We start from the raw sequence: 25,566 nt of genomic DNA on the forward strand, positions 1-25,566 counted from the left end.
TATCTCCAGAAGCTTTAGTTAATTTCCACTTTGCCTTGTTGCAAAAAATACAATTCTAACATCACGCAATTACTCTTCACTGCCCCGCTCGCAACTATTCGTAAATGCAACGCAAAAAAAAGCCTCGAATATTTCCGAGGCTTTTTCTAACAGATCAAAAACGACTCTGTCGATCGACTCTAACTTAAGGCGTTAGAGTCTTTTTACTTTAACTTAGAAAGTATGGTTCAAACGGATATATAACTGCTGTCCGCGTGCGTCATACAATTGAGTTTCAAAACCACCCAAAGATGCATCTGCATGAGCGTCTCTATCGAACACGTTGATCGCGCCCAGAGTAACTGCAGTAGTTGAATCAGCGCCTAAAATACCGTCTAGCTCAGCTCGGTATTGAAGATCCCATACAGTGTTGCTTGGAATGTATGTTCTACAACCATTCGAAGCACCTAATGCGTTCTGAATGAAAACGTTAGTTCCTGGATTAGCATTCAATGTACAAGTGGTACCGTCTTGTAATATATGGTGTGTATAGCGGCCAGTTAAGCTCACTGAATGAATGTCATAATCCCACCCTAGATTCCAAGAAGCTCGGATTCGAGGCGCTGGGGGAACAAACCCAGTTCCATCATTACGACGTCCAGCACCATTGACGAACGGATCGTCTTCAGAACCTTGATAGTTGTATTCATCAACATAAGTAGCGTTGATTATTGAACGGAAACTACCGAAGTCTGTATCTGTACGATACGCCAAACGAGTATCAAAACCTTTCCATTCCATTTCCGTCGCATTCAAGCTAGGAGTACGAACTAGCAATAAGCTGTTTGAAATTGGATCGCGCTCAATCAATGGATTCGAACCGCCGCCTGGAGCAAGCCAAGCTGCGATCTGAGCAGCATTACCCGCTGTATTACCAGCCGCCAAGTAGGCTGCGAAATCATCATTAACCAAATCCGTAGGAAGCGGTCTTACGATACGATCTTGGAAGTCGAAATATTTATAGTCCATAGACCAAGATAGATCTCCACCCAATACATCGTCAAAGCTCAAGGTGAAACCAAGGTTCCATACGTCTGCAGTCTCTGGCTCTAGCAGTGGGTTACCACCAAGAGTTCTTGACTTAAATGCAGCGCCGGCACCCAATAACGGATCCGCTACGTTCGAAAGACCTGTCGTTTCTGGAGCAAACAACTGAGGCAACGAAGGTGCGATAAATGCAGAACCCCAAGAAAAGCGAGTCACGAAATTATCGTTAAAGGCCCAACGGAAACCCAACTTATAGTTATCGGAATCCAAATCGCCCTGTGAATCATCATCAACTTTCTCAAATCGAGCTGCTGCTGATAATTCGATTACACCTAAGGCGTCGCTATCCATCAAAGGAAGATTGATTTCACCGAATACAGAGAAGGTGTTCCGGTCTGCCTTATAGCCAGGAGAACCACCGCCAATCCAAGAATCACCAGCCTGTGGAGTCGCGCCTTGGATATCTTCGATATCTTCATTACGCCACTGGGCACCAACCGCCGCCTGAGCAACACCAGAAGGCATTTCAAACAACTCACCAGTAGCTACTGTATCGATAACATTTAAAGTGGTTTGAACATACTCATTTTCAACGTATGAAATCTGATCCCATACTTTTTGTGTGTTCAACTGGTTTGGGTCAGTTTGAAGATTTGCGCCCGTACAATCGCGGTTTGTACAATCAAACCATTGAGTAGAGAAGGGGTTAAACCAAGCTGGTTGACCATCAACTATCAAGTTTCCATTAATACCGGCTGAGATGGCAGAAAAACTCTGAACCACAACAGGCGTCTCAGCTTCTGCTCGGTGATAAACGTAGTCAGTGTAGCCAGACCAAGTGCTGTCACCAAACTCATACTCTAATTCAGCAACAAAACGATACTGGTTAGTAGTACCTGTTCCTGCGAGATTACCGGAGCCATCACTGTTTAAATATGATGGGCCTTCGAAACCGTTAACAGTTGGGTAGCCTAATGGACGATATCCAACGATGGTGACATCTTCATTAAGAGCGACTTCCCCTGCGCTATCCATAATCGTTGGCGTACCATCTAACTGCACAACACCGCTTGCATCACGTAAATAACGGCCATTTACGTCCGTTAATGCGAATAAGGGATTGCCACCAGCGTCACGAGCGCGATAAGGGTTACCTGGGTTATCACCTGGAATAGCGCCTAACTCAAAGAATCGGCCGCCAGGGTTTGCAGGTGTACCGCGGTTAGCAAATTCGTTACGGCTATATAGGGCTTCCATACTGAAAGTAGTCGTGTCGCTTAAATGATTTTCAAAAATGAAAGCCGAGTTTAGAGTTTGTTGCTCTCCGGCATAATCAAAGTTAGCGCCAAATTCGTTACGACAAGAACCAAACGCGACGAAACCAGTTGAGAATCCCCCAACAGAGCTCTTGTCACCAGTACCTTGGTTGTTAAGTCCACAACCAGGATCAGCCAAGTTCTGGAAAGTCGTTGTCAACTGACCCGCTGCATCACGCGTTGGTACCCGGAAAGTACCAGGGTTACCATCAGAAGAAGCAGAGAAACCGCCTTCGCTATACTGTGGTCGATCTGGGAAACGCAAGGGATCTCTGTTTCTGTATTGCATTGCAAAAACAAAGTTCGTCGTATCTCCACTGCCACCTGTGATAAAGCCAAATGATTGCTGGCCGTAATCATCACCATCAGCGAAATCCGCCTGAGCTTCAATCTCAAAGCCTTCGAAAGACTTCTTAGGGATATAGTTAACAACACCACCAACCGCGTCCGTACCGTAGAGTGCGGCGCCACCATCAGTCAATGTTTCTACCGACTGAAGAAGTAATTGTGGATACAAACTTTGAATTGAACGAGATGCGGAACGACGGCCATCCAACAAAGTCAATGTTGCACCTTCACCTAAACCACGAATGTTAGGTGCAGATACCACACCGCCCTGACCTGTAGCGCCAATAATATTGGACACAGTGTCAACGCCGTAGTTGAAAGGTTGGTTACGGATAATCTCCGCTAAGTTTGGTGTACCTGACTCTTTGATATCAAGGTCAGTCACAATATCAATAGGGTTTGCAGTATCAAAACTGTCGGTACGTTTAATAAACGATCCCGTTACAGTAATTTCTTCTAATGCTTGTTCTTGACCAAAAGCTGGAGTGACGCCTGCGGACAGAGTCAAGCCTGCTATGGCTAGATAGAGTGGTGTTCGCTTCATAAGGAAGATTCCCCCGGGGTTACTAAATTGTTATTAAGGTTATTATCGGGGCGATATCGTTACTCTTTTTTCGTAAAGAGTCAATGGGTAGTTATTCGGAGAAATCTCGATACTATTTTGAGTCGGAAGCCATCAACAAACATGCGCGCCTGTAAAAAAATTAGCCTTAATAATCAAATAGTTACAAAAAAATAAGTGGTAATCGCATACTTTTACCGCCGATGTCAACACCCAACAACATACGTGAAGATCTGCACGGAAAAATGTCCGACTGCCGAGTCATACAGCAGAATAAGTGATGCACTTCCATAATTTTTGCTAATTGGAGCAAGTATAATATCGGGCGTTTATTCGTTGACAATAGACATATGAATGAGCAAACACTAAGGAGCGAACAATCGTTGCGAATACGGATCAACAAACGTCTCGACCTGAAGATTCATCAAGCACTGGTTAGTTGAAATATTTACATTAACCGTGATCATCCGATTTAAATACAATGTAATCCCTCCTGAAAAATCTCTTCAAGAACTCATACCCTTCAAGTTTTAACGCACCAATAATGACAAGCCCGCCCTTTTTTCTCGCTTTTTTTGTTTTTTAAATTCCAAAGTTCGCTGTTTCCTGCACCAAGAAGAACACAGAAGCGCACTCTTTAAGTTCGCCAACAAAATAATTTGAATTTGCATTTGTTAATTTGTTGAATTTCATAATGTTTTTTTTCATCAAAATAAAATAAAAATGTTGGCAGACGTTTTGCTAAGAGGATTACAAGAAAAACAGTGTGATGAAAAAACATAATGTTATTAAGTTTCAAATTTTGAGATATAACCAAATTCCACAACACAAAGAGTCAAAGAACTCTAAAAGCAGAGAGTAAAAAACTGAGCACGAAACTTGGCCTAGTTGCCAAAGATGTTAAGTGCCATGACATCAATATCCATTTGGAGAAAAATATGAAGACCGCTTTACATTCAATCTGTTTAACTGGGGCAGCACTTGCGCTTATATCGCCGGTAAGTTTTGGGGCCGAGTCAATTACGGAAGTGTTTGAAGAAAGTAAAATTACGCTCAACCTTCGTTTGCGTTTCGAAGATGTCGATGTAGACGGAGTTAACGATCGAGATTTGTTGTCTTTAAAAACCCGACTGACTTATTCAACCGGAGAACTAAAAGGTTTAAGCGGTTTATTGGAGATGGACGACGTAACACACTTTAGTGACTTTGAAGGTGGCGTCGCTGACCCAGAAGGTACTGAAGTCAATCAAGTCTACCTAGCATATAAAAACTGGGATACGACCTTTAAGTATGGAAGACAAAGAATTATTTTAGACAATCAACGCTTTGTTGGCGGTGTTGGCTTTAGACAAAATGAACAAACCTATGATGGCTTTAGCGTTTCGAATACAAGTATTGGCGACACCGAATTTTTTCTCGCCAACATAGATAATGTCAATAGGATTTTTGGTGAATCAGTCGCGATTGGCGACCATGAGAACTCTACAATCTTGTTTAACGCAAAATATTCTGGCTTGTCCTTTGGTGCAATAACCGCTTACGCCTATCTAATGGATAACAAAGATGCTGCGGGCTTATCTAACGATACCTACGGTATTCGGTTTGCGGGTAAGCAAGACATTTTCAGTTACGCTCTAGAATACGCAACGCAGAGTGATGCGGATAACAACCCGGCAAATTATGACGCGAACTACACGCTAGTAGAAGGCGGCGCTAAACTCGGCCCAGTCAATGTAACCTTGGGCTATGAAGTTTTAGGCACTGACGGCACCAACGGAAGATTTATTACTCCGCTTGCTACCTTGCATGCCTTTCAAGGCTGGACTGATGTATTTCTTGGTGGCGGATCTGGAAACGTTGCGGGCGGCATCGAAGATATCTATCTAAAGGCGGCAGCGAAATTTGCTGGATTAAATTTCTTGGTAATTTATCACCAACTGGGCGCGGACGATGATTCGGCCAACGGTGGAATCGATGATTATGGTTCTGAAATTGGTTTTCAAGTTGCCAAATCTTGGGAGCACTACGGATTAAGTTTCAAAATCGCGGACTACAGCGCAGATGATTTTGCACTTGATACTCGAAAATTCTGGCTTACCGCTACGGCGAAATTTTAAACTGAACAATAAAAAAGACGAGGCAAAGCTTCGTCTTTTTTATTTATTTCTTCGTAACCACCATCGCCAAAATTTCTTCAACGGCATTATCTGCCAAAGACTGCAACTCAACTAAAGTCCGATCTTGGATAGGATGAGGAACAAAAGTTCTCGCTGCATCAAAGTTTAGTGAACTCGCTTGCATCTTTGCCGCATCTTTAAACTCCGATGAAGCAATAAACCCTGATGGAATTCCACGGCTTTCGAGATCTGCTATGTCATGCAAACTGCACGACGTACAAGATCCTCAGTCAGCCAACCCTTCAATGAGAACATCACATTCCACACTGATTTGCTGCTTAAGTTCCGTGGGAGCTATACGCGTAAAAGTTGGTTTCTTATAGCGCTTAACTTTCGCACCCAATTCCACAAGTCGCTTTTCAAGCTGATCGAGAAATTCTTTCCCCTGCGCTTTCGCAATATCCAACAAACCAATCGTTAACCCTTCGACACTTTTCGGTCGCGCGAGTAATTGACGCGCCGCAGAATGATTTTCTGCACTAGGATCCAATAAAATATTTGTCATTCGATAATCTCCCGTGTCACCATTTGACTGCCCATTTTTCCTGTAGCAACCCAGCCACTAATAATAGCGGAGAACATCCCCGCCGTTCCACCAGCGCTAACAATATGCAAACCCTCTGGACGAAATTTGTTAAGTTGCTTATCTTTAAATATTTCCGGCATACCTTCCATGATGCCATCAGCACCACGAACTATTTTTTCACCGGGAATTGATAATTCATTCATCAAGGCTTCGTGCACGTCAGGTTTTTTCCATCCTGCCTCTCTAAATATTCGTCGATGTTCTGGAGACACAACGAGAATTGCATCTGCCATTCCATAAACCTTTCCGTTAGCGACGACGCGAAGGCTTTGCGCGATCGACTTTACTAAGGATTCAGGCGTGCGCGAGCGCTGATCCATCACAGCTTGTACGCCGTCTCCAGCAAATAAACTGATAGCAGATTTGTCCCGCGGTACCCCACGACCTTCGGCAAGTGTTTGCCACTCTTCATCACTTTCATCTTCGGCAAAACAAAACGTATATTTTCCTGGATTACCGAGGGTCGCCCGATCAATTTCACCGGGTCTACCACCACCAACGTTGCGCACAACTAGTTGTAAGGCTCTACCTATGGTCGCATTGGCTCGGTTTCCTTGGCCCAAAGCATTCACGCCGCCATTCATTCCCACTTTTTTCGCCATTGGCCCATTAACAATGACGACGGGGGAAGAAAAATATGTTGTACAAAGCAAACCGTGTAAACAAAATTCATCGAGTAATGCCGCCTCTACTGCGTTTAAAACAAGCGGGAAATATTCTGGTTTGCATCCCGCCATTACCGCATTAATAGCGACTTTTTCAACCGTACAAGGAGAGTAATCAGGAGGTATATTTCCTAGCACCTGATCACCAGTACGCGAACTCCCTTTTAACATACGTAAAACTCTAATTGGGGTTGGCGGCACCACCGGTAAACCATCGCTCCAACCGCGCTCAAAACATGCTTCTTCTAAATCGATATCTTCTGAAAACTCGAGCTGCCTAGATTCGAATTCCGCTTTTCCAAAACGAAGGGCAAGAACTTCATCCATACCTGGTGCTTGCGTTAAAGACCCACAACCCGGTTTGAAAGGCGTCAGCGCCTGGCCGAGTTCTGTCATCCCAGTAAAATTTTGCCATTCATCTTTTACCCAACCAAAAACTCGATCGATTTCTTTATCATTTTCGTAACGGATTAAGGTCGGAACAACTTCGATATTATTCTTATAAGAAAAAGCGAGCTCACTATCATCAACAACCAAAGGAGACTCTGGCAGGAAACTTGGATCGTCTTGAATATAAAGCGTTAAATGTGACTTGAATCGACTCTGTAAAGATTCAATAACAGGCAGAATAAGCTGGCATGTGGGGCAGTCTTTTTTTACAACGAGCACAAATTGCAAGGAATTATTTATTGTCATCGTGCCACACAATATCCAAAAAAGAATTTGGCGGAAGAGGCAGGAGTTGAACCCACCAAGAACACTTTTAGCGCCCTTCACCGGATTTGAAGTCCGAGCACCCCACCGGGGATGATTCTCTTCCGTCGGCAAGTCTATCACAAGCCCAGGAGAAGACTTAAGCCCAGCGAAATAAATACTGCAGCGGCGCTTTAATTCGCATAAACACTTCTAGAGACGGGTAACACAGGCGATATAATTCCAAATCAATCAACCATGCTGCTACACTTCGCCTACTAGCTTTGTCTACCACATCACGCGCATCCAACAAGCGCCTTAAATCGTGCTGACAAACACCAATGACTCAGTCGTCGAGTTCAAAAATGAAAAAAGAAAACCCCAAAAAACCTTCAGTGTTAAGTCGTGTAAATGATGGTTTAAAAGAATATTATGTTGCTCCCTATCGTCGGCTTTACGCGCGCGCCCAGCGCGACGAAGACGATCTATTTATGTTACTCGTCTTTGCCGAAAGCATGGGGATTCCCAATCCCGCAGCATATTACACCCTGGAATTATTACCCATTGTCTATGACCGTTTTCATGAGTGGCATAAACGCATGGGACTCGATCGCTCCCCACTCGATCATGTTCATTGTTGCTAAGTATTTATTTCATTAAGGTCAAAACTAAGCGTGTTAAAAAATCTACTCGAAAATCACAAAATTATTTTTTTTGGTGGCAAAGGTGGTGTAGGTAAAACGACCGTATCTGCTGCTTGCGCTTTGGCGCGTGCCGATGAACTTTCGGTAAAAAATAAAAATGCGAAAGTTTTATTAGTCTCCACCGACCCCGCTCACAATCTTGGCCACCTTTTTAATCGAGATATTGGCGCGCAAGCGACGCGCCTAACAGAAAATTTATTTGGCCTTGAGCTCGACCCCAATGAAACAGTCAATCAACATTTGAAAGAAGTCGGCTCGTCGTTGCGTAAACTAATGCCAACGCATTTATCTTCTGAGGTGGACAAGCATATTGAGCTGTCCCGCGACGCACCAGGCATGCAAGAAGCGGCGATGCTTGAACGTATTGCAGAAATCGTCGAGCAATCCAAAGACTATGAACTTGTGATTTTCGATACGGCGCCCTCGGGGCACACTTCCCGCCTAATGGCACTACCAGAAATGATGTCGGCTTGGACTGATGGCTTGATTAATCGCCGCGACAAAGCAGATAAATTTACCGATATATTAAAAAATCTGGGCAATGAAAAAAAATCTGGTTCAACAGGGTTAGGTGACAATATTTTTGGTGACAACCGTAATTTGGATGACGAAGAAAATCGCACGGCGAGTGATCGAGACGGCAGTATTCGTCACACCTTAAACCGACGTCGCACCCGTTTTAGCAACCTTCGTGATACTTTTGCAGACGAGTCCAGCACGGCTTTTGTCATTGTTCTCGCCGCAGAACGGCTGCCGGTTCTTGAAACAATCGAACTTAACAATCAATTACAACGTGCTGGAATCAATGTTGCTGGGCTAGTGGTGAACAAACGAATGCCAAACGAAGTTAATGGTTTTTTTGCAGAAAGAAAAAAACAGGAAGAGATTCACTTAGCAACTTTGAATGATGCGCTACCAAACTTAGCTAAGCAGGATATTACATTGGTCGCACAGGATGTTGTTGGTTTAGAAGCTCTACAAGAATTTTCTGAAAAACTATTTATATAAATTTCTATTTAGAATTAGCGATTACCTTGGTTTTTTGGAGCGCGGCTTTCGTTTCTGACTAGTGCTCTTTTGACCTGAAGTTTTTTGTCCAGGAAAGGCAAGCTTCCCGCCTCTAGCTCGCTGAGTAGTGCTTCGTGACGCCCCTTTCCCAGCTCCCATCGGTTTACGCCTAAAACCTGGCGCGGGAATTAATTGTCGCGGCCCATCCCCAATCAAATCTTGTCTGCCCATTTTCTCCAAGGCTTCGCGAATAATATCCCAGCCTTTTTCATCGTGATATCGCAGCAAGGCTTTTTGCAATCGTCGTTGTTCCTTGTTTTTTGACACAAACATTTTCTTAGATTTATAAGTCAACTTATGCAAAGGATCACGCTCTGAGTAGTACATCGCTGTTGCCAAGGCCATCGGGCTCGGATAAAAATTTTGTACTTGATCAACGCGAAAATTATTTTCTTTTAACCACAAAGCAAGATTCAACATATCCTCGTCTTCACAGCCAGGGTGCCCAGCAATAAAATAAGGAATTAAATATTGTTTCTTTCCTGCTTGCTTAGAATATTTTTCAAACATGCGTTTGAATTCATCATACGCGCCCATACCCGGCTTCATCATTTTCGAAAGGACATTATTTTCGCTGTGCTCTGGTGCTATTTTCAAATAACCACCAACATGATGAGTAACTAATTCCTTCACGTATTCAGGGTCTTTAATCGCTAAGTCATAGCGCAAACCGGAAGCGATCGCGATGCGTTTAACACCAGGAATTTTTCGCGCTTCTCGATACAGCTTCGTCGTGTGTTCATGGCTAGTTTCGAGGTTTTTACAAATCGTCGGATACACACAAGATAAACGTTTACAGCTTTTCAATATCTCTTCACTTTTACACTGCAATCGATACATATTCGCAGTGGGCCCGCCAAGATCAGAAATGGTTCCGGTAAATCCAGGCACCGTATCGCGAATCGATTCTATTTCTTTCAAGATGGATTCTTGCGATCGACTTTGAATAATTCGCCCTTCATGTTCGGTAATCGAACAAAACGTACAGCCACCAAAACAACCCCGCATAATATTTACCGATGTTTGAATCATTTCATACGCAGGAATTTTTGCTTCACCGTAACTGGGATGAGGACGTCTAGCGTAAGGTAAATCAAATACGCCATCTAATTCAGGTGTTTCCAACGGAATCGGCGGTGGGTTTACCCATATTTCTTTCGTTCCGTGGCGTTGAATCAAGGGTTTCGCATTATAGGGATTGGCTTCTTGATGCAAGACGCGTGAAGCATGAGCATAGAGTGCGGAATCTTTGCTGACTTTTTCAAAAGACGGTAAGCGTATAACTGTTTTTTCTAAATCAAGTTTTACATTCCGCTGTAAAGGCATGGGAATTATTCGAATTGCTTGTACATCTTCTTCACGGCTATTCGTCAGATCGCCATTTTTATTTTTTTCCGTCGCACAACTCGCTGCATCGTCGTGATCAAATTCGTAGGGATTGGGAATCTGATCAATTTTGCTCGGCCAATCGACACGGGTCGAATCAATCTCAGTCCAGCCTTTGGGTGTCGAGTCAATCAATACGGCGGTGCCGCGAATATTTTTTATCTCTGCACAGGATTTACCTTGAGACATCTCATGAGCGACTTCCGCGAGGGCCCGTTCCGCATTGCCATACAACAAAATGTCGGCACCGGAATCAATCAACACCGACCGACGTACTTCATCTGTCCAATAATCATATTGCGCAATACGGCGTAAACTCGCCTCAATGCCACCAATGACAATAGGGGCCTCTTTATAAGCCTCCCGGCATTTTTGGCTGTACACAATCACCGCGCGATCAGGACGCTTACCCGCTTCACCATCGGGTGTATAAGCGTCATCACTCCGCAAACGTAAATCCGCCGTGTAACGATTAATCAGCGAATCCATATTCCCAGCCGTAACACCAAAGAATAAATTCGGTTTACCGAGCTGCATAAAATCTGCTGGCGAACGCCAATCAGGCTGAGCGATGATACCGACGCGAAAACCCTGACTCTCTAGAAAGCGGCCAATTACCGCCATGCCAAAACTTGGATGATCGATATAAGCGTCACCGGTCACGATAATGATGTCACAACTATCCCAGCCCAAGGCATCCATCTCCGCCCTCGACATCGGCAGATACGGCGCTGGACCTAAACATTCGGCCCAGTGTTTGGGGTAAGAGAAGAGTTGTTTGGTGCTGGCAAGCATAAGAATAATTAGCTGTTAAAGAAGCTCTCAATAATTTGGGCGGCCATGATAACTTACCCACCAGGAAAACTCTTTAGTAGTATCGACAAAAACTCTTTACCTGAATTAACTGAAACACTACTTTTAATAGGGTTTAATGTCTGTTTGCCAAAATAAGATTTAAAATCCCGAAGGACCTAAAACCACAGATATCCCCTTCACCATAACAATCGCCATAAAAACCGAGCCCATCATGTCTGAAGTAAACGTAACCCAGAGCGAAAACCTCAACACCACACAAGTCGATCAAGTAGACAAGCTGAGCGGCGACACCCCTACTCCTGTAGTGAGAAGTAAACTCTCATCGTTGAAGATGGTGTTTAGCTACATGCTGAACTACAAAGCGATACTGTTCGGTGCCGCCGCCGCTCTACTATTAGCGGTAGCGGCTACCTTAACTTTGTTTCGCTCGCTCGAGTTTTTGATCGACGCAGGGTTCGGTGCGGATGATGCAACGGACATCGCGCCCTATTTTTTGTTCGGTTTCGTTTTGATTTTTGTTTTGGCAATTGCTACTGGAATACGATTTTCGTTAATCACTCGACTCGGCGAACGTGTTGTAGCGGACATCCGTATCACAGTCCATGAACACTTACTCAGTTTATCCCCAGTATTTTTTGAAGATAATCGGCCTTCTGAAATCGCCTCGCGATTAACGGCCGACACAACCTTAATTCAAACAGTTGTAGGCTCTAGCTTATCTGTCGCATTACGCAGTGGTTTAAATGTAATTGGTGCACTGATATTAATTTTGCTACTGAACCCAAAACTTATCCTGACTATTTTCGGTATCGTTTTAATAACGGTTGTGCCAATTATTTTCTTTGGCCGCAAAGTAAGAAAACTTTCTCGCAGCAGCCAAGATAAAATCGCGGATGTTGGCAGCCTCGCCAATGAAGCGTTTGGCGCAATTCAAGTAGTACAGGCCTTTACCCGAGAAGAACAACAAAAAGCGCGCTTTAGCAACGCCGTAGAATCTGCTTACGACGTAGCGAAAAAAAGAATTAAAGCTCGCGCGTGGATGATGGTACTCGTCATCCTATTGATATTTGGATTTATTAATTTCGGTTTATGGCGCGGTGCTGAGGCAGTTATCGCTGGTAACTTAAGCGGCGGCCAACTCGCAACGTTTATGGGTCTCGCTGGATTACTGGCTTCCTCGATTGCGGCACTGGTTGAAGTATTTTCTGAATTACAACGGGCCGCCGGGGCTGCGGATCGTATTACTGAATTGTTGAACACTGAATCGGATTTACCTATCGCTCACAACCCCATTCCATTACCACAACCCTGCCAGGGTGTGGTGAAATTCGATCGTGTTAGCTTTGCCTACCCGTCAAAACCTAACACCCTCGCGCTTGATAATTTTTCTTTAGATTTACCCGCCAATAAAACCATTGCCTTGGTAGGACCGTCAGGCGCTGGAAAATCAACGTGTTTACAAATGCTATTGCGATTTTTTGATCCACAACAAGGCAACATCAGTGTCGATGGCTTAAATATTCGCGACCTCGACCCAAAAAGTTTACGCGCGCAAATATCGCTGGTTCCGCAAGAAACAATTATTTTTGCAGATACGATAAAAGCGAATGTACTCTTTGGTCGACCCGATGCCAGTGATGCAGAACTAAAAGCCGCGCTCGATGCAGCCTTGTGTACCGATTTCGTAGATGCTTTGCCTGAAGGAATTAATACGCATTTAGGTGAAAGGGGCATTCGCTTATCGGGCGGGCAACGACAACGTATCGCTATTGCAAGAGCCGTTTTACGTAGTGCACCGATATTATTATTGGATGAAGCAACAAGTGCGCTAGATAGTGAATCGGAACAAAAAGTACAACAAGCATTAGATTTCTTGATGCAAAACAGAACGACCTTGGTAATCGCTCATCGCTTAGCGACTGTCCGCAAAGCCGATCAAATCGTTGTACTCGATCAAGGAAAGATAGTTGCACAAGGTAAACACGATGAGCTGATTGAAAGCGACGGGCTTTATGCACGTCTGGCAAAATTACAATTTACCTCAAACGAAAACTAAGGGTTAACTAAGGCTTGGAGGGATTCGACAATATCAATTGATGCAAAACCATCGGCGACTTTTTCTTGGCTTTGCTGAAACTCTCGTATCGCACCACTGGTCGCGGGACCGAGTTGACCATCGATACCGCCTGGATCAAAACCTAAGGTTTTTAAATTGCTTTGCATTAATTCAACTTGCTGTTTGGTTAAAGCCTTGGTACTAGGTATCGCTTGGTACAATTGCCCCGCACCATTGATTCGATCCGCCAAGTGACCCACGGACAAGGCGTAAAATTGCGACCGGTTCCAGCCCATGATGACTCTGAAATTATCGTAAACCAAAAATTTGGGGCCCTGATCTCCGGAAGGCGCCAACAGTGCAGCGTCAATATCGACATCGGCTAAAGGTCTGCCACTGGTATCAAGCACGCCCAAATTACGCCAGTGAGCCAAAGGAAATTTTTGGTCCAATCCTAAGTTTGTATAAGCGAAACCTTCGGGTAATTTGACTTCTCTGCCCCAGCGTAGCTCTGATTTCCAACCTAAATTTTTAAGGAAATTCGCTGCTGATGTTAGTGCGTCTGGTACGCTATTCCATAAATCAGCACGGCCATCGTTATCTCCATCCATAGCATAGCGACTGTAAGCTGAGGGCATAAATTGCGTATGCCCCATCGCACCGGCCCAAGAACCCTGCATGTCGGCTACTTTGAGATCATGCTGACGCACTAATTCCAAAGCAGTGAAAAGCTCAGCAGTAAACATGGCTTGCCTGCGTTGATCGCAAGCGAGAGTGGCGAGTGAATCTAATGTTGGAATTTTACCGAGATAACTTCCGAAATTGGTTTCCAAACCCCAAAACGCAATTAAATATTGTGGTGGAACCCCATACTCTTGGGTAAGTTTATTCAACAATGGTCTGTATTCAGCTAATAATTCGCGCCCTTTTTGGATGCGGTAATCTGAAACACGACGCTCAAAATAGTTAGCAAAAGTTTGTACGAATTCGGGTTGATTGCGATCAAGCTCAATAACTCTCTCAACTTTATTTACGTCGTCTAACAGGGCAATCAAATTCTCTTGCAGGCCTTTATCTTTCGCCTGTCGTTGTAAGGATTCAATACACTGAGGAAAGCTCGGGGTCTCCGATGTTTCAAGCGATACCACCGAAGCTTCATCCGCTTTAATTTCACTCGCTGCTTTTGGTACCGCGCTAGAGTCGTTCTCAATGAGCGAGTGATTACTACCGCCACCTTGTGCAGAACACGCGGAATTTAAACTCAAAAACACTAAAAATATTGCAGAGTTTCGCAACATCGCCTTTCCCTTTAACAGTCTGACAATAAACAGCCAGAATTAGCTTTAATTGTCCTAAAAATTTACGCTGCGATTGTAATCAGTTTCCAGAATCAAGACTAGTTAAAGTCCAGAAATGACTCATCGTTTCGACTTAGAACGTTTTCTCAACTCCTTTAAAAACGACAGATTCTACATTTATGGAAACACTAGGGGCACTATACCAATAGAGCTATAGTTGCTTTTATGTAGCTCGCTAGACGTGCCGCTGGGGAGAAATGAAAAGATCTGTTTAGATTTGCGTGTTGTTGGCTTTCAGGGGGTTCGGCGTTTAGATTTACTAATCCACTAAGTTCGGCCAATGTTTATCAGCATCAACAATAAACCCCTCTTTATTAGCGAGCCATTTTTTATTCACTCCGGTGCTGTAATTCAAATACAACTTACCCTCAACGATGGTAAATAACTTGGGATCGATTGATGCAGTCTTATTTTGGGCAACCGCAAAAGCGCAGTAACCGCCGTATTGTGGTGCAAAGTTTGCAGGAGCATCGACAAATTTCTGGCGATTTTCCTCACTTGAAAATAACCATGTCGCTCCCTGCCACTCATAATGAATTTTCTTATCACCTTTCACAGCTTTATTCTCAGTAAAATAGGCAACAGTATCGTAACCTTTGATCGCCAAATTACTCAGCAAGGGCGTATAAATGGGATCAACGGCTGCTGCTTGTGGAGAAATCAAAAACACACTCAACAATGGCAAGAGATAAAAAAACACTGAGAATTTTTTTTTGCTAATCATGATAGTCTCCTTGAAAAATCATTACGCGCTAAGCCATTCTTAATTGCATTGACTTAAGTTGTATGCTTTCAACAGTGGGGAAAACAGAAATCTCTTTGTTCTCGATAGTTGCTTGATAACAAGATTGAATTTGTTGATTGTCGAAATACGTGATTTTCGCTTCTGAATCGGACATTTTTACTTGAGTAATACTTTTTGTATGAGTTGTGTCACGCGCCATGAAAACCGAGCTACTGGTATCGTCGTTATCTTGTTGGAGATGAAAGCCTGGGATACCCTTCAAATCAGCTCCTCGACTTCTCTGCCACTCGACAAATTGTTTTTGTCGATAGCGAATCACTCTTTGAGTATCAACTGAGGACGATGTCGCCATAAAAATGTCATCTATTGAAACTTCTTCTTGAGTAAAATATTGACCGGACCAATCAATCCGAAGCGTTAACTCACTAGTAACGAGTACCAAGGTAAAGGGATTGTAGCGAGAATAATCAAAGTGGTTATTCAACCAATTCACCATGGTAACGAAATCACCACAGCTTAGCGCAGCCGGTATTATTTCTCCGCGGCTCGCTTTGTCGGAATCTGCGGGGCAATCATAGCGGTTCATTAAACATAAAATTACACCTGAATCATTTAAACCAATCCACGTTCCACCAGAAGGCTTATCTTCCGGGAAATAAATTCTGGATTCTGACGACACTCTTGACACTAGGCCACTTTCGGTACGATCACGACGCTCGTCGCGGTTCATCGTGACGCAAACACTCTGCCGATCACGAGATATAGTTAGAGTACACATAAAAAATTCGAGAACCTTATATAGATACTTTCCAAACAAATTACCTAAAATTTATTTGATTACATTTTTTTGAGCGCGTTGAAAGCTCATTGTTGCCGGGGCGATACCAAATGAATCATCGACACTCAAACCCAAATTCTGTGCAAGGATGGCGATATAAGCGAGATGATGCACTGTGTGCGTCGACAAATAACTAAGCTCCCGTTTAAGGTTCGAATCAATCTCAACAGAACATTCAGACGCAATAGACACTTCTGTTTTAATTCTCAAATCGGTATCGGTTTCTGTTAAATCTCTCCGTAACCATTGCAACATTTGATTGATGGCCAATTTTGCGGCAGGAAGATCACTCTCCAGCTTACTGTCTCTAGCCCGTAAATCGTAATCGACCAAGCCTGGTTTCACACCTGCACTAGCGCTCAAACCTTCTTTAAGCGCCAAATACATATCTAAAATATGGCGAACATGGCGTCCAATCCCAAACTGAACACCACTCGGTGCCGTCGTGTAATTTTCTTCATTCAGCCCAGATAAAAAATGTAAAATTTGCTCCAGGGCTTCAATGTTTGAATGCACTAATCTTTGCACGGTATTACGTCCCATTTTTTTAAAAAATCCAATGCCTCTTGTTTTCCGAAATATCGCTGCAAATATTTCAAAGGCGTCTCTCGCAGATCAACCATGACCAAACCATCCAGCGAATCGCTCAAACTCGAATTCAATGAAAAACAAATAAATTTTCCATTCAATGATAAATAATGTCTAAACAGCAGTGGAATTGTTTTGCCCGGATCACAACGACCGATCAAGCGGTTAATAATCTTAATATTACTTAAGGCCACCAACATGTCTCGCGTCCAAACCCGTTTCGATGTTTTAAGAGGCCGAATAGGTTTTATATTGGTAAGAAACTTTTGTTCGGCCCGAAACCCTTCCAGCATACTTTCTGCGATTAGCTCTCTCGCCAAATCAGAGTACTCTTTTGAAATGGTGACACCGCCAAACAAAGTACAGTACTGGGGATTGCGAGACACGTAAGCGCCAATGCCCTGCCAGATTATTTCAAATACCGAGGCCTGACGCTGATAGTCAGGATGAATAAAAGAGCGACCCATTTCTAAAGAAGGGCCAATTTTTTTAAGAAAAGCTTTATCGTAACGATACAAACTGCGGCTGTATAAGGCATCCAACCCGTGCTTCTCTACGATCTCCTCTACTTTGCCCATGCGGTAACCGCCAGCAATCATTTTTGCTTCTTTATCCCAGATAAAAAACTGCATGTAGTGTGGGTCATACCGATCAATTCCGTCCTCTTTTCCCGTACTCGCGCCGGCAGCACCAAAAGAAAGTTCTCGACTTAAACCAATAATTCGCATTAGCGATTGCAATCGTTCAAAAGGTGCGGCGTAAATTTCTAAATTCCCGCGAGTTACCAATAAACAATCTTGCAGTGATTGGACGACATGATCAGCTACTGTAGTTTGCTCAACCGGTGCCGATGCCTTCGATACACCGGCTTGCAAAATAGTTGTTTTTCGATCAATAGCTAATAAATCAGTATTTGCACGCAGATAATGTGTGACCGATTGACTATCTGGCAAAGGTTGCAATTCCTTCGGCGAAATCAAATCACCAATACGTAATTCCAGAGGTCGACCTTGTTTATTCGCCAGCTCGCGCGCGAGCATAATTGTTCTCAAACGCGGATGTATCAATCCAAGGGCATAAAATAATTTACTGTTTCGGCCATTGACATAAATAGGTAAACAAGAAGCGTTGTGTTTTTTCGCCAATTGCCCAGCAATTCGATTCCAGGGTCTATCTTCGATTTTTCTGCGTTTTACTTCGATCGCCGACACTAAGCCTGCAGGAAATAATAACACTGCTCCACCGTTACTTAGATGACGATTGACCTGCAATATCCCTGTTGCATTTTTCCTGGCTGCGTTTCCAGACAAAACATCGACGCCAATGAAAAGTTCTTTTAGTTCAGGCACACGAGTTAAAATTTGATTTGTGAGCACTTTTAAATCGGGTCTCACTGCTAAAAGTAGGTGTGCAATCGCAATCCCTTCTAAGCCGCCGAGAGGGTGATTCGCTACAATTAGCACAGGCCCAGTTTTGGGAATATTTTTGAGCGCTTCGCCATTGCTTAGCCGCAGTTCAACGCCTAAAGCATCCAAAGCAAATTGTAAAAACTGCGCCGAACTCGCGTCTGCTGGGCGCTCTTGATAACCTTTAGCTAAACGTCTTAGGCCTAGGACTGATTCAACACAGGCAGCTAAGGTACGATTTCGCAAAGGTAATTGGAATGGATTATCTAATACCGGTAGCGTTGTTGTCATAAGATTAAAATTCTCTTCAGAGCTACAAAAATTTTCAATCAAAATATCGAAAGATTTTGTTGATATCGAGTTTAATTTTCAAATCCTCGATACTAGTTTCAAAGTGCTACATTTTTAAGTAACGGTTGTGTTTATTTTCAATTAATCATTGATAGGGTAATGAGCGGTTAAGGTTCTTTCATGCTGCCAGGCTTTATATAAAGCCCAGATACCTGGAGGCTTATGTCCGCGAAGCCTGTTTTCATTGCCGATTTCGAATAATTTTTTGTATTGCGACATCAGAGCCTTTACCGCTGTTCCTAAACTCGTGTGTCGATCCCAAATATGCAGTGACTCCGAGCTCGCGCCGTTAATTTCAACGATTTCTAAATCTTCACCATTTCGCAAGCCCTCTACCGAACGAAACTTCACGTCTAAACGACCGAAGTGAAAATCTGGAATGCCCGATAATATCTTGTCGAGTTGAAGTGTCAGCGCTTCAGTAATGTGTTCTTCTGCATTCCGAAAAATTGCACCGCGGCAATGGCTGACTGAAAAAACCAAACGGAAAGGCTTGTCTTTTTCCACGACTTCATCAAGCTGTTCTGCAAATCGCTGGCTATAAAGTTCTTTCAACTGGCAGGCTCTTGGGTCTGAATCAATCAGTTGCGCCAAGGTTTTTTGCCCGTCTCCCAAGACGTAAGGGCTGTATTTCAATGCCAAAGAAATAATTCTTCCCTGCTTCGCTTTTGGGTGGCGAACATAAAAAACGCCCGCTTCTGGTTCCCAGCTCGCAAGCTTTTGAATAACCAAGGCCGCATCAAGCGGATAACTCGAGACATAGTCTTTAAGTTGTTCAGAATTTTGTAATAATTTCACACCCGCACCACGACACCCAATATCAGGTTTCGCAACAATAGGAAAGCTGAGTGATTCCTGTTTCATGCGCTCCATCAATTCGGCGATCTGCGTATCAACATTGTCTTTTGAAACTCGATGCTCAAGCCAAGGGAGTATCCAGCGACGGCTTTCATCCGATGCTTGTTCAAATAAAACAGTTTTGGGAGATGCCACCATGCCGGACAACGGGAGCTGAGGATTTGCGATAAGCGGTAAAGATAAGGAACGGTAGCGAACACTCAACGCTAACCACATCAAACCAACGGGTGCATACATCACCCAGGTCGGCCAGAATTCAAAAAAGGACACTTGCTTGCCGCTCATATCCAGCGGAGGCATTCCAGGGGCAACATAAACTGCCTCTTGTCCTACTACACACTCGTCGCTCATATCTTGCTCATATTTAAATTGTGTTTAGGTCTTTCACGATGCTGCTGTGTAAAAAAGACTTCCCCCAGTATTATCGAATCTTGCCTTTGCCCCGATACATCTCATCTGGGGCGTATCCTTCCACTACCTTAATCGCTGCAGTATTTTATAGAATTGAGAAAGAATTGTATGAAATCCCAAAATATTTTGCTGAACAGACCCGTTTCGAGTAGCGAAAATAACAACATACTCGACGCTTATCACAATTTAAAGGCGCACGATCTTTATTTTCGTGACTCAGTTCGTCTCGATCCCCAATAAATTTTCAATCTCAAAAGGTGCCAAATAATAACGGTCAATTCCCCAATCACCGCTGATATTAACCCGTATTTCCTTGCTCCACTCTAAGAGGTGGCTACCCAAGCAATGTTCCACTGCACGGATATCAGTTTCTCTTTCAAAACGTGCACGAAATGAATTCCAAGGGTAAGCGAGAGCAACCATGGCCAATTGCCAAAGGTTTTTGTCACGATAATAAACCGTGTGCCCTAACTCGTGTCCAACAGCTCCCACTTGAGCTTGTGCGGAAAGATTGCCGAAAAAAGCAGCTTTAAAACTTTCCTGCTCATCGCTATTTATTATCACTCGATAACGTCGGTTTTTCTCTCGGCCAAATAGACTAAGGAGGCTGGGCCGACTTTCCAAGGCAAATGTAGAGGGAATAGCTTCGAAACTTATATTCGAATCTTTTAGCTCGGGATAATGCGACAGAGCCAATAAAATCGGTTTGCGGTGTTGCTCTGGAATCGTTTTTCTCGCACCGAATTCAGCTTCCAATTGCTCATATTCCTCATCACTTAAACTCTCAGAATCTCTCGGTTTCGCGCACGCTGCGATAGCCTGTTGGTTTGCTTCTAACTTGGTGACTTTTTCCAGTTCTCCAGCCGCAAACAGGGACAAAGAAAATATCCCTATCAATGAACATAAGATGCCCATAACGAATCGTTTAATTATTATTTTTTTACCCATTAGAAATCTATAAACACCGCTGAAAAAAAAAGAACAGAAGCAAAAAGTCCTGGCATATAACTGCTAAAAATCGCTACCTGGAATCAACGCTAACATAAAAGATCTATACGACTTGTATTAAAAAAAGGTTACAGCCTAGCGAATCAATCAAAGGTAACTTTACTGCGAGAAGTCTTTAATTGACCGCGTCGACTTTTACCATCTATACGCCGTTGTTTTGCGGAATAACTGGGTTTGGTCGCCAAACGCTGTTTTCTTATTGTGGCTCCTTGTCTGATAAAGGCTTGTAAGCGCCGAACGGCCTCTTGAGCGTTCCGTTCTTGGCTACGAGATTCCTGAGATTTGATAACCAACACACCCTCTTTGCTAATGCGTTGATCGCTCAATTGTAGGAGGCGATTTTTCACATCGTCGGGTAGTGACGAGTTCTTGATATCAAAACGTAATTGAATCGCCGTTGCCACTTTGTTGACGTTTTGGCCACCAGCGCCTTGTGAACGTACTGCGGTGACGACGATTTCCGAGTCCGAAATCGCTAGTTTTTCAGTAATTCTTATCATTACTCTGACCTAAAGCTGCATGCCGCGCAGTGTAGCATTCACACACTTTCAAATCCCGTGCTAATCTTTAAGCAAAGGTGTCTACCTTAGTAACAACAATCTTGGTGATAGCAAGACGAAATTAGCGAGTAGAGTCACAGTATGTTTACCACACCAGAACTAAAAGTCGTTATTGAAACCCTCGCAAAAAGAAGAGCTTGGTTAATTAAAGCTATCGATAGCCCGAACACCAATTTCAGCGAAATCGACCAACACAAAGAGGCTTCACGTCTCATCGAAACAGCCCTTGAGAAAATACAAGAAGCCTATGTTGCCCCAAAAACGGAAGAGGACAACAAGCAAGAAGAAGCACTCCCCGACCTGTCCCACCTAAAAATATTAATTGCTGATGATGACCCAGCGTCAAGTTTTCTACTAAAAGAATTACTACTCGACTTAAAAGTATCTAAAGTAGAAATTGCTGAGAATGGCTCCGACGCACTCAAACAAATTTTTCAAGCTGACGTAATATTTGACATTGTATTGTGCGATTGGAATATGCCTGAGAAATCAGGACTTGAAGTTCACAGTACCATGAGGACGGATTCCCGTTTTAAAGACGTAATCTTTATTCTTGTTTCTGGGAATTCTAGCGCAGCACAAATTCGCGAGGCCAAACAACAAGGCGTTAATGACTACCTCGTTAAGCCGGTAGATGGGATCACCCTAAACAAAAAAATAATAAAAGCTTACAATAACAAAACTAAAAATTAGGGCAAATAATCGCTCCGTCTTCAACTAAGATTCCCTTTAAACCTCATTATCACTAAAGGGTAAAAAAAGGCTGAATTCAGCGCCAGGATCACAATTCACTACTTCAACTCGACCTGACATCGCGCGAATCAACTGTTCAACTAAAGCTAAACCAATACCCGTCCCAACAGTTTCTCGGGTTAATTCATTTTCAGCTCGGTAAAACAAACCAAAAATCTTATTCAAATGAGGCTTATCTATTCCGGGGCCATAATCTCTAACAGAAATTTTGGCGTAACCATTTTCTCCTTCGCTAACGCGAACATCAATTTTAAGTGACTCACTTTTCTCTGAGAATTTAATGCCATTGTCGATTAGGTTTATCATAATCTGCATAAACGCATCAGCATCAACTGACAATACCTTTTCCTTCATTTTTTCATCGCACTCGATCGACAAAGTGAATCCCGCTCTCTCAACCTGTGCGCTTAACTTCGATTCAAGATTATCCAATAGTTCCAGGACAGGAATCTTTACCAGCGACAAACTCAAATCTTTCCCATTCATCTTTGCTAGCTGCAAAACATTATTGATTAAGCGAGATAGGCGTTCGCTTTCATCAACAATATAATCATAATATTGGTGTTTTTTGTCTTCGCTGGCCCAGCCTTGTTTTAATAGCTCTCCATACATGCGCACGGAAGTTAAAGGCGTTTTTAATTCATGGCTAACGGCGGAAACAAAATCTTGTTGCTGTTGGGCCAAGCTCATTTGGCGCAAGCCCAGACGATACATCAACCACGTACCGGCTCCCATCACCAGAATTAATATGAAGGCCGCCAGCGCAATCACCTTTACACCAATCCCAAGCTGTAAACGCTCAACGGTAAAAATCAGTGACACATCGGAAAAAGGTGCTATTAACGGTGACTCTAACAACAGCTCACCGTAAACGCCTGCATCATTTCCGGCTGGTGTATATGAATTTTGACTACCAAATATTGACAAAACGTCACCGCGATAAGCGACAACAAGCCCGGTACTAAGTGATAAATTCGAGGCACGAAACTCTCTCGCCAATGCATCTTGTAAAAACCGTTCTCTATCGATTACCAAACCCTGCACAAAACGCGCGTCATCGCGCCACACTTTACGATAGAAAACTAAATGGCCGCTATCAAGCAATCGGAACTCAAAAGGATCGATCTCACTTTCAAACATCGTAATATTGGCCCTGTCTTCTCGTTGTTCTAGACTCTGGTTCTGGATTGGCGCGCTCGCAGGGAGAATGCTTTGCTCTTTACGAGGCACACGTTTTTTATTCGCATCGCTTACACTCACTTCTGGTTTCTTTTTTAGCCTCTCTTCTACGCTTTCTTCCAGGCTATTCTCGATTTTCAATTCATCTACGCGCTGATACTGTTGGCGTAATAGCCCATTTCTTTTTTCAGCAGATCCACTCGAAAAATTATCAAATATTTCGCTAGGCTTTTCTTCTGGCTCTTCTTCTGGCAAAGATTGGGTAACGCTTTGTCTATCAACTGAAGCGCTTCGTTGCTCTGGATCTGCGGGGACAGAAGAAATCTCATTCGAATTGATACGCGCTGGTGTTTGCTCTTGCACACTGCTTACTTCCGAACGACGTACCGCACTCAGACTTTCACTATCATTGGATGTTACGGGTCTGGAAATTCGAGAATCCGATACGGCGGCCGCGGCGAATCCAGAATCACTCTCCACACCGTCTTGAACAAATAACGGTTGATCTCGGCGAACCAATTGATTGTCACTAAGGATTTTCTTAAGTTCTTCTGCCAATGTTTGTCGTTCAATAAATTGCTCCGCGCTAACGCCATAGCTAAGCGCTTGCATCTCATCTTCAGGCATTGTGGGTGTCGAAAATTCACCATTGGCACTGACTTGAAAAAAACCGAGAGCGCCAGGAATTTGCGTTACCGGAGGATAAGCGGATAAGGGAGATGGTTGGAGGAAATTTGCCGATCGATCGCCAACAACATTGAGAAACTCATAATCAGCAACGCCGCGCTGCTCCTCTACAAGCACCCAGTTTTCGAGCGTTCTATTAATCCGCAGACTTAGTGCCGTTGCAGCTTCCCTTTGCTGGTAAAAGGCTTCCCACTTGAGTTGAGTGTAGCTGTAATAAACTAATACAACTGCGGGAACCATGACCGCGATAAAAAAAGCGCTTAAGCTAAGCCGCAGTTTTATTTTCGAAACATTGTTCCCGACACCCTCGATCATTTATACGATCTCAATATGTTGTTATTGAAGGAATGTGAACGCATAAATATAAACCTCACTCGTCCACGATTAAACGGTAACCCGCACCACGTATGGTTAGCAGCATGGTGGGGTTCTTAGCGTCTGGTTCGATCTTCCTGCGCAATTTTGCGATATGAATATCAACCGTGCGCGTTTCAATTTCCATTTCTTTTTGGTATCCCCACACTTTATTCAATAATTCCTCTCGGGGAACGGGACGCTGTTTATTGGCAAATAAATAGTCAAGCACCTCCAATTCCCGGCGGGTAAATTGGAAGCTCACCCCGGCCCTTTCCCCCGATAAATTTTGTTTGTCAATTTCAAGCTGAGAATTTATCCGTAACACATTATTTTGCTGATCGAGAATATGAGACCGACGTAACACTGCCTCCACGCGTAATACCAACTGCGCAATAGAAAAAGGCTTTGCAACATAATCATCCGCACCCAAACTAAGGCCGAGAATGACTTCTTCATCACTCGATTTCGCAGTCAACATGATGACGGCTTGCTCTTTATCTTGCTCTCGTATTCTCTGCAGAATATCGAAGCCATTTATGTACGGTAACATGACATCCAGCAAAACCATGTCGTATTTTCCGCTTAGCGCTTTACTCAGACCCTCTTTGCCATCAGCGCTCGCATCCACTTCATACCCGTGAAACACGAATACATCCATCAAGCCATTCCGAATCGACTCTTCATCCTCAACTATCAATAATCTCAATCTTTTCTCCATACGCTCTTTGATTCTCAAATTCTCGCCTAACTTAGCCACTGGGAAGCATACTTTATCAGCCCCTAAATCGGCTGAATCTAGACTAGCAAAGCCATAGCTCAAGGGATGTAAATTCCTTGTAAATACCGCTAGTTAGGCGCGTCAATGTCCGGAGGCCTTACGTTTTGGCGCCTTCGAGGCGTCGACAAGTGGTTTATTATCAATTATTTGCACCGTTTATCCCGCTTAATGACCCAAATTGATTTCAATGTCGTATACATCATCCAACTAGTGGGTCACTTGTCGTAAATACTGGCCTAGAGCGTGTGATTCTATTAAGCACTTACTAGGATTAATAGACTTATGC

19 protein-coding genes and 1 tRNA gene are annotated in these 25,566 nt (G+C 43.5%); 5 read left to right on the top strand and 15 right to left on the bottom strand.

Features of this window, described 5'->3' with window-relative positions; genetic code table 11:
• Window positions 1-213: 213 nt before the first annotated feature.
• The gene (locus tag ACYUCY_RS10780; RefSeq protein WP_460226493.1) at window positions 214-3,234 is read right to left on the bottom strand and encodes a TonB-dependent receptor domain-containing protein; all 3,021 of its coding nucleotides are present in this window, start codon (window positions 3,232-3,234) and stop codon (window positions 214-216) included.
• 956 nt (window positions 3,235-4,190) lie between these two features.
• Here ACYUCY_RS10780 and ACYUCY_RS10785 point away from each other — a divergent pair.
• A complete protein-coding gene (locus ACYUCY_RS10785; protein WP_460226494.1) occupies window positions 4,191-5,369 on the top strand; it encodes an alginate export family protein in 1,179 nt (392 codons plus the stop codon).
• 43 nt (window positions 5,370-5,412) lie between these two features.
• Here the strand turns inward: ACYUCY_RS10785 and ACYUCY_RS10790 are convergent, their stop codons facing one another.
• The 3 genes from ACYUCY_RS10790 to ACYUCY_RS10800 all read right to left on the bottom strand — a co-directional run bounded on the left by ACYUCY_RS10790 (window position 5,413) and on the right by ACYUCY_RS10800 (window position 7,500).
• On the bottom strand, window positions 5,413-5,934 hold the full coding sequence (locus tag ACYUCY_RS10790; protein WP_460226495.1) for a UGSC family (seleno)protein: 522 nt from the start codon (window positions 5,932-5,934) through the stop codon (window positions 5,413-5,415).
• A complete protein-coding gene (locus tag ACYUCY_RS10795; protein ID WP_460226496.1) occupies window positions 5,931-7,376 on the bottom strand; it encodes a thioredoxin family protein in 1,446 nt (481 codons plus the stop codon). The genes ACYUCY_RS10790 and ACYUCY_RS10795 overlap by 4 nt, the downstream gene beginning before the upstream one ends.
• 28 nt (window positions 7,377-7,404) lie before the next feature.
• Window positions 7,405-7,500, bottom strand: a tRNA-Sec gene (locus ACYUCY_RS10800).
• A 238-nt stretch (window positions 7,501-7,738) separates the two neighbouring features.
• On the opposite strand from ACYUCY_RS10800, the gene ACYUCY_RS10805 reads away from it, so the two are divergent.
• Both ACYUCY_RS10805 and ACYUCY_RS10810 read left to right on the top strand, forming a co-directional pair.
• Entirely contained in the window at window positions 7,739-8,017 is a 279-nt protein-coding gene (locus ACYUCY_RS10805) for a cory-CC-star protein (protein ID WP_460226497.1), read from the top strand.
• Window positions 8,018-8,047: 30 nt separating this feature from the next.
• Entirely contained in the window at window positions 8,048-9,085 is a 1,038-nt protein-coding gene (locus ACYUCY_RS10810; protein ID WP_460226498.1) for an ArsA family ATPase, read from the top strand.
• A gap of 21 nt (window positions 9,086-9,106) precedes the next feature.
• Here ACYUCY_RS10810 and ACYUCY_RS10815 read toward each other — a convergent pair whose 3' ends face one another.
• Window positions 9,107-11,326, bottom strand: a complete 2,220-nt coding sequence (locus ACYUCY_RS10815; RefSeq protein ID WP_460226499.1) for a YgiQ family radical SAM protein — start codon at window positions 11,324-11,326, stop codon at window positions 9,107-9,109.
• Window positions 11,327-11,558: 232 nt separating this feature from the next.
• On the opposite strand from ACYUCY_RS10815, the gene ACYUCY_RS10820 reads away from it, so the two are divergent.
• The gene (locus ACYUCY_RS10820; RefSeq protein ID WP_460226500.1) at window positions 11,559-13,403 is read left to right on the top strand and encodes an ABC transporter transmembrane domain-containing protein; all 1,845 of its coding nucleotides are present in this window, start codon (window positions 11,559-11,561) and stop codon (window positions 13,401-13,403) included.
• On the opposite strand, the gene ACYUCY_RS10825 is transcribed toward ACYUCY_RS10820, so the two are convergent.
• The 8 genes from ACYUCY_RS10825 to arfB form a co-directional block, all read right to left on the bottom strand.
• Window positions 13,400-14,701, bottom strand: coding sequence for a lytic murein transglycosylase (locus ACYUCY_RS10825; protein WP_460226501.1), 1,302 nt, complete (start codon window positions 14,699-14,701; stop codon window positions 13,400-13,402). The genes ACYUCY_RS10820 and ACYUCY_RS10825 overlap by 4 nt on opposite strands.
• 319 nt (window positions 14,702-15,020) lie before the next feature.
• Window positions 15,021-15,485 (bottom strand): YHS domain-containing (seleno)protein, encoded by a 465-nt coding sequence (locus ACYUCY_RS10830; RefSeq protein WP_460226502.1) that lies wholly within the window; start codon window positions 15,483-15,485, stop codon window positions 15,021-15,023.
• 28 nt (window positions 15,486-15,513) lie between these two features.
• A complete protein-coding gene (locus ACYUCY_RS10835; RefSeq protein WP_460226503.1) occupies window positions 15,514-16,284 on the bottom strand; it encodes an NRDE family protein in 771 nt (256 codons plus the stop codon).
• A gap of 51 nt (window positions 16,285-16,335) precedes the next feature.
• A complete protein-coding gene (locus tag ACYUCY_RS10840) occupies window positions 16,336-16,887 on the bottom strand; it encodes a DinB family protein (RefSeq protein ID WP_460226504.1) in 552 nt (183 codons plus the stop codon).
• Window positions 16,860-18,629: a lysophospholipid acyltransferase family protein gene (locus tag ACYUCY_RS10845; RefSeq protein WP_460226505.1), complete on the bottom strand. Its 1,770-nt coding sequence runs from the start codon at window positions 18,627-18,629 to the stop codon at window positions 16,860-16,862. The genes ACYUCY_RS10840 and ACYUCY_RS10845 overlap by 28 nt, the downstream gene beginning before the upstream one ends.
• Before the next feature lie 141 nt (window positions 18,630-18,770).
• Window positions 18,771-19,898, bottom strand: coding sequence for a D-alanine--D-alanine ligase (locus tag ACYUCY_RS10850; RefSeq protein WP_460226506.1), 1,128 nt, complete (start codon window positions 19,896-19,898; stop codon window positions 18,771-18,773).
• 276 nt (window positions 19,899-20,174) lie between these two features.
• On the bottom strand, window positions 20,175-20,837 hold the full coding sequence (locus ACYUCY_RS10855; RefSeq protein ID WP_460226507.1) for a hypothetical protein: 663 nt from the start codon (window positions 20,835-20,837) through the stop codon (window positions 20,175-20,177).
• Between the two features lie 212 nt (window positions 20,838-21,049).
• A complete protein-coding gene (gene arfB, locus ACYUCY_RS10860) occupies window positions 21,050-21,466 on the bottom strand; it encodes an alternative ribosome rescue aminoacyl-tRNA hydrolase ArfB (RefSeq protein ID WP_460226508.1) in 417 nt (138 codons plus the stop codon).
• 141 nt (window positions 21,467-21,607) lie between these two features.
• On the opposite strand from arfB, the gene ACYUCY_RS10865 reads away from it, so the two are divergent.
• Window positions 21,608-22,219, top strand: a complete 612-nt coding sequence (locus tag ACYUCY_RS10865) for a response regulator (RefSeq protein ID WP_460226509.1) — start codon at window positions 21,608-21,610, stop codon at window positions 22,217-22,219.
• Window positions 22,220-22,255: 36 nt separating this feature from the next.
• On the opposite strand, the gene ACYUCY_RS10870 is transcribed toward ACYUCY_RS10865, so the two are convergent.
• Together ACYUCY_RS10870 and ACYUCY_RS10875 are read right to left on the bottom strand one after the other, a co-directional pair.
• A complete protein-coding gene (locus ACYUCY_RS10870; protein ID WP_460226510.1) occupies window positions 22,256-24,460 on the bottom strand; it encodes a sensor histidine kinase in 2,205 nt (734 codons plus the stop codon).
• 55 nt (window positions 24,461-24,515) lie between these two features.
• Window positions 24,516-25,208: a response regulator transcription factor gene (locus ACYUCY_RS10875; RefSeq protein WP_460226511.1), complete on the bottom strand. Its 693-nt coding sequence runs from the start codon at window positions 25,206-25,208 to the stop codon at window positions 24,516-24,518.
• Window positions 25,209-25,566 lie beyond the last annotated feature (358 nt).

It is taken from the genome of Aurantivibrio infirmus (genome assembly GCF_054767315.1).

Coding starts and splice junctions, on each gene's coding strand:
- ACYUCY_RS10830 (WP_460226502.1), bottom strand. CDS start 15,485: ATGATTAGCAAAAAAAAATTCTCAGTGTTTTTTTATCTCTTGCCATTG.
- ACYUCY_RS10785 (WP_460226494.1), top strand. CDS start 4,191: ATGAAGACCGCTTTACATTCAATCTGTTTAACTGGGGCAGCACTTGCG.
- ACYUCY_RS10805 (WP_460226497.1), top strand. CDS start 7,739: ATGAAAAAAGAAAACCCCAAAAAACCTTCAGTGTTAAGTCGTGTAAAT.
- ACYUCY_RS10840 (WP_460226504.1), bottom strand. CDS start 16,887: ATGGGACGTAATACCGTGCAAAGATTAGTGCATTCAAACATTGAAGCC.
- ACYUCY_RS10795 (WP_460226496.1), bottom strand. CDS start 7,376: ATGACAATAAATAATTCCTTGCAATTTGTGCTCGTTGTAAAAAAAGAC.
- ACYUCY_RS10850 (WP_460226506.1), bottom strand. CDS start 19,898: ATGAGCGACGAGTGTGTAGTAGGACAAGAGGCAGTTTATGTTGCCCCT.
- ACYUCY_RS10835 (WP_460226503.1), bottom strand. CDS start 16,284: ATGTGTACTCTAACTATATCTCGTGATCGGCAGAGTGTTTGCGTCACG.
- ACYUCY_RS10870 (WP_460226510.1), bottom strand. CDS start 24,460: ATGATCGAGGGTGTCGGGAACAATGTTTCGAAAATAAAACTGCGGCTT.
- ACYUCY_RS10825 (WP_460226501.1), bottom strand. CDS start 14,701: ATGTTGCGAAACTCTGCAATATTTTTAGTGTTTTTGAGTTTAAATTCC.
- ACYUCY_RS10865 (WP_460226509.1), top strand. CDS start 21,608: ATGTTTACCACACCAGAACTAAAAGTCGTTATTGAAACCCTCGCAAAA.
- arfB (WP_460226508.1), bottom strand. CDS start 21,466: ATGATAAGAATTACTGAAAAACTAGCGATTTCGGACTCGGAAATCGTC.
- ACYUCY_RS10815 (WP_460226499.1), bottom strand. CDS start 11,326: ATGCTTGCCAGCACCAAACAACTCTTCTCTTACCCCAAACACTGGGCC.
- ACYUCY_RS10780 (WP_460226493.1), bottom strand. CDS start 3,234: ATGAAGCGAACACCACTCTATCTAGCCATAGCAGGCTTGACTCTGTCC.
- ACYUCY_RS10820 (WP_460226500.1), top strand. CDS start 11,559: ATGTCTGAAGTAAACGTAACCCAGAGCGAAAACCTCAACACCACACAA.
- ACYUCY_RS10845 (WP_460226505.1), bottom strand. CDS start 18,629: ATGACAACAACGCTACCGGTATTAGATAATCCATTCCAATTACCTTTG.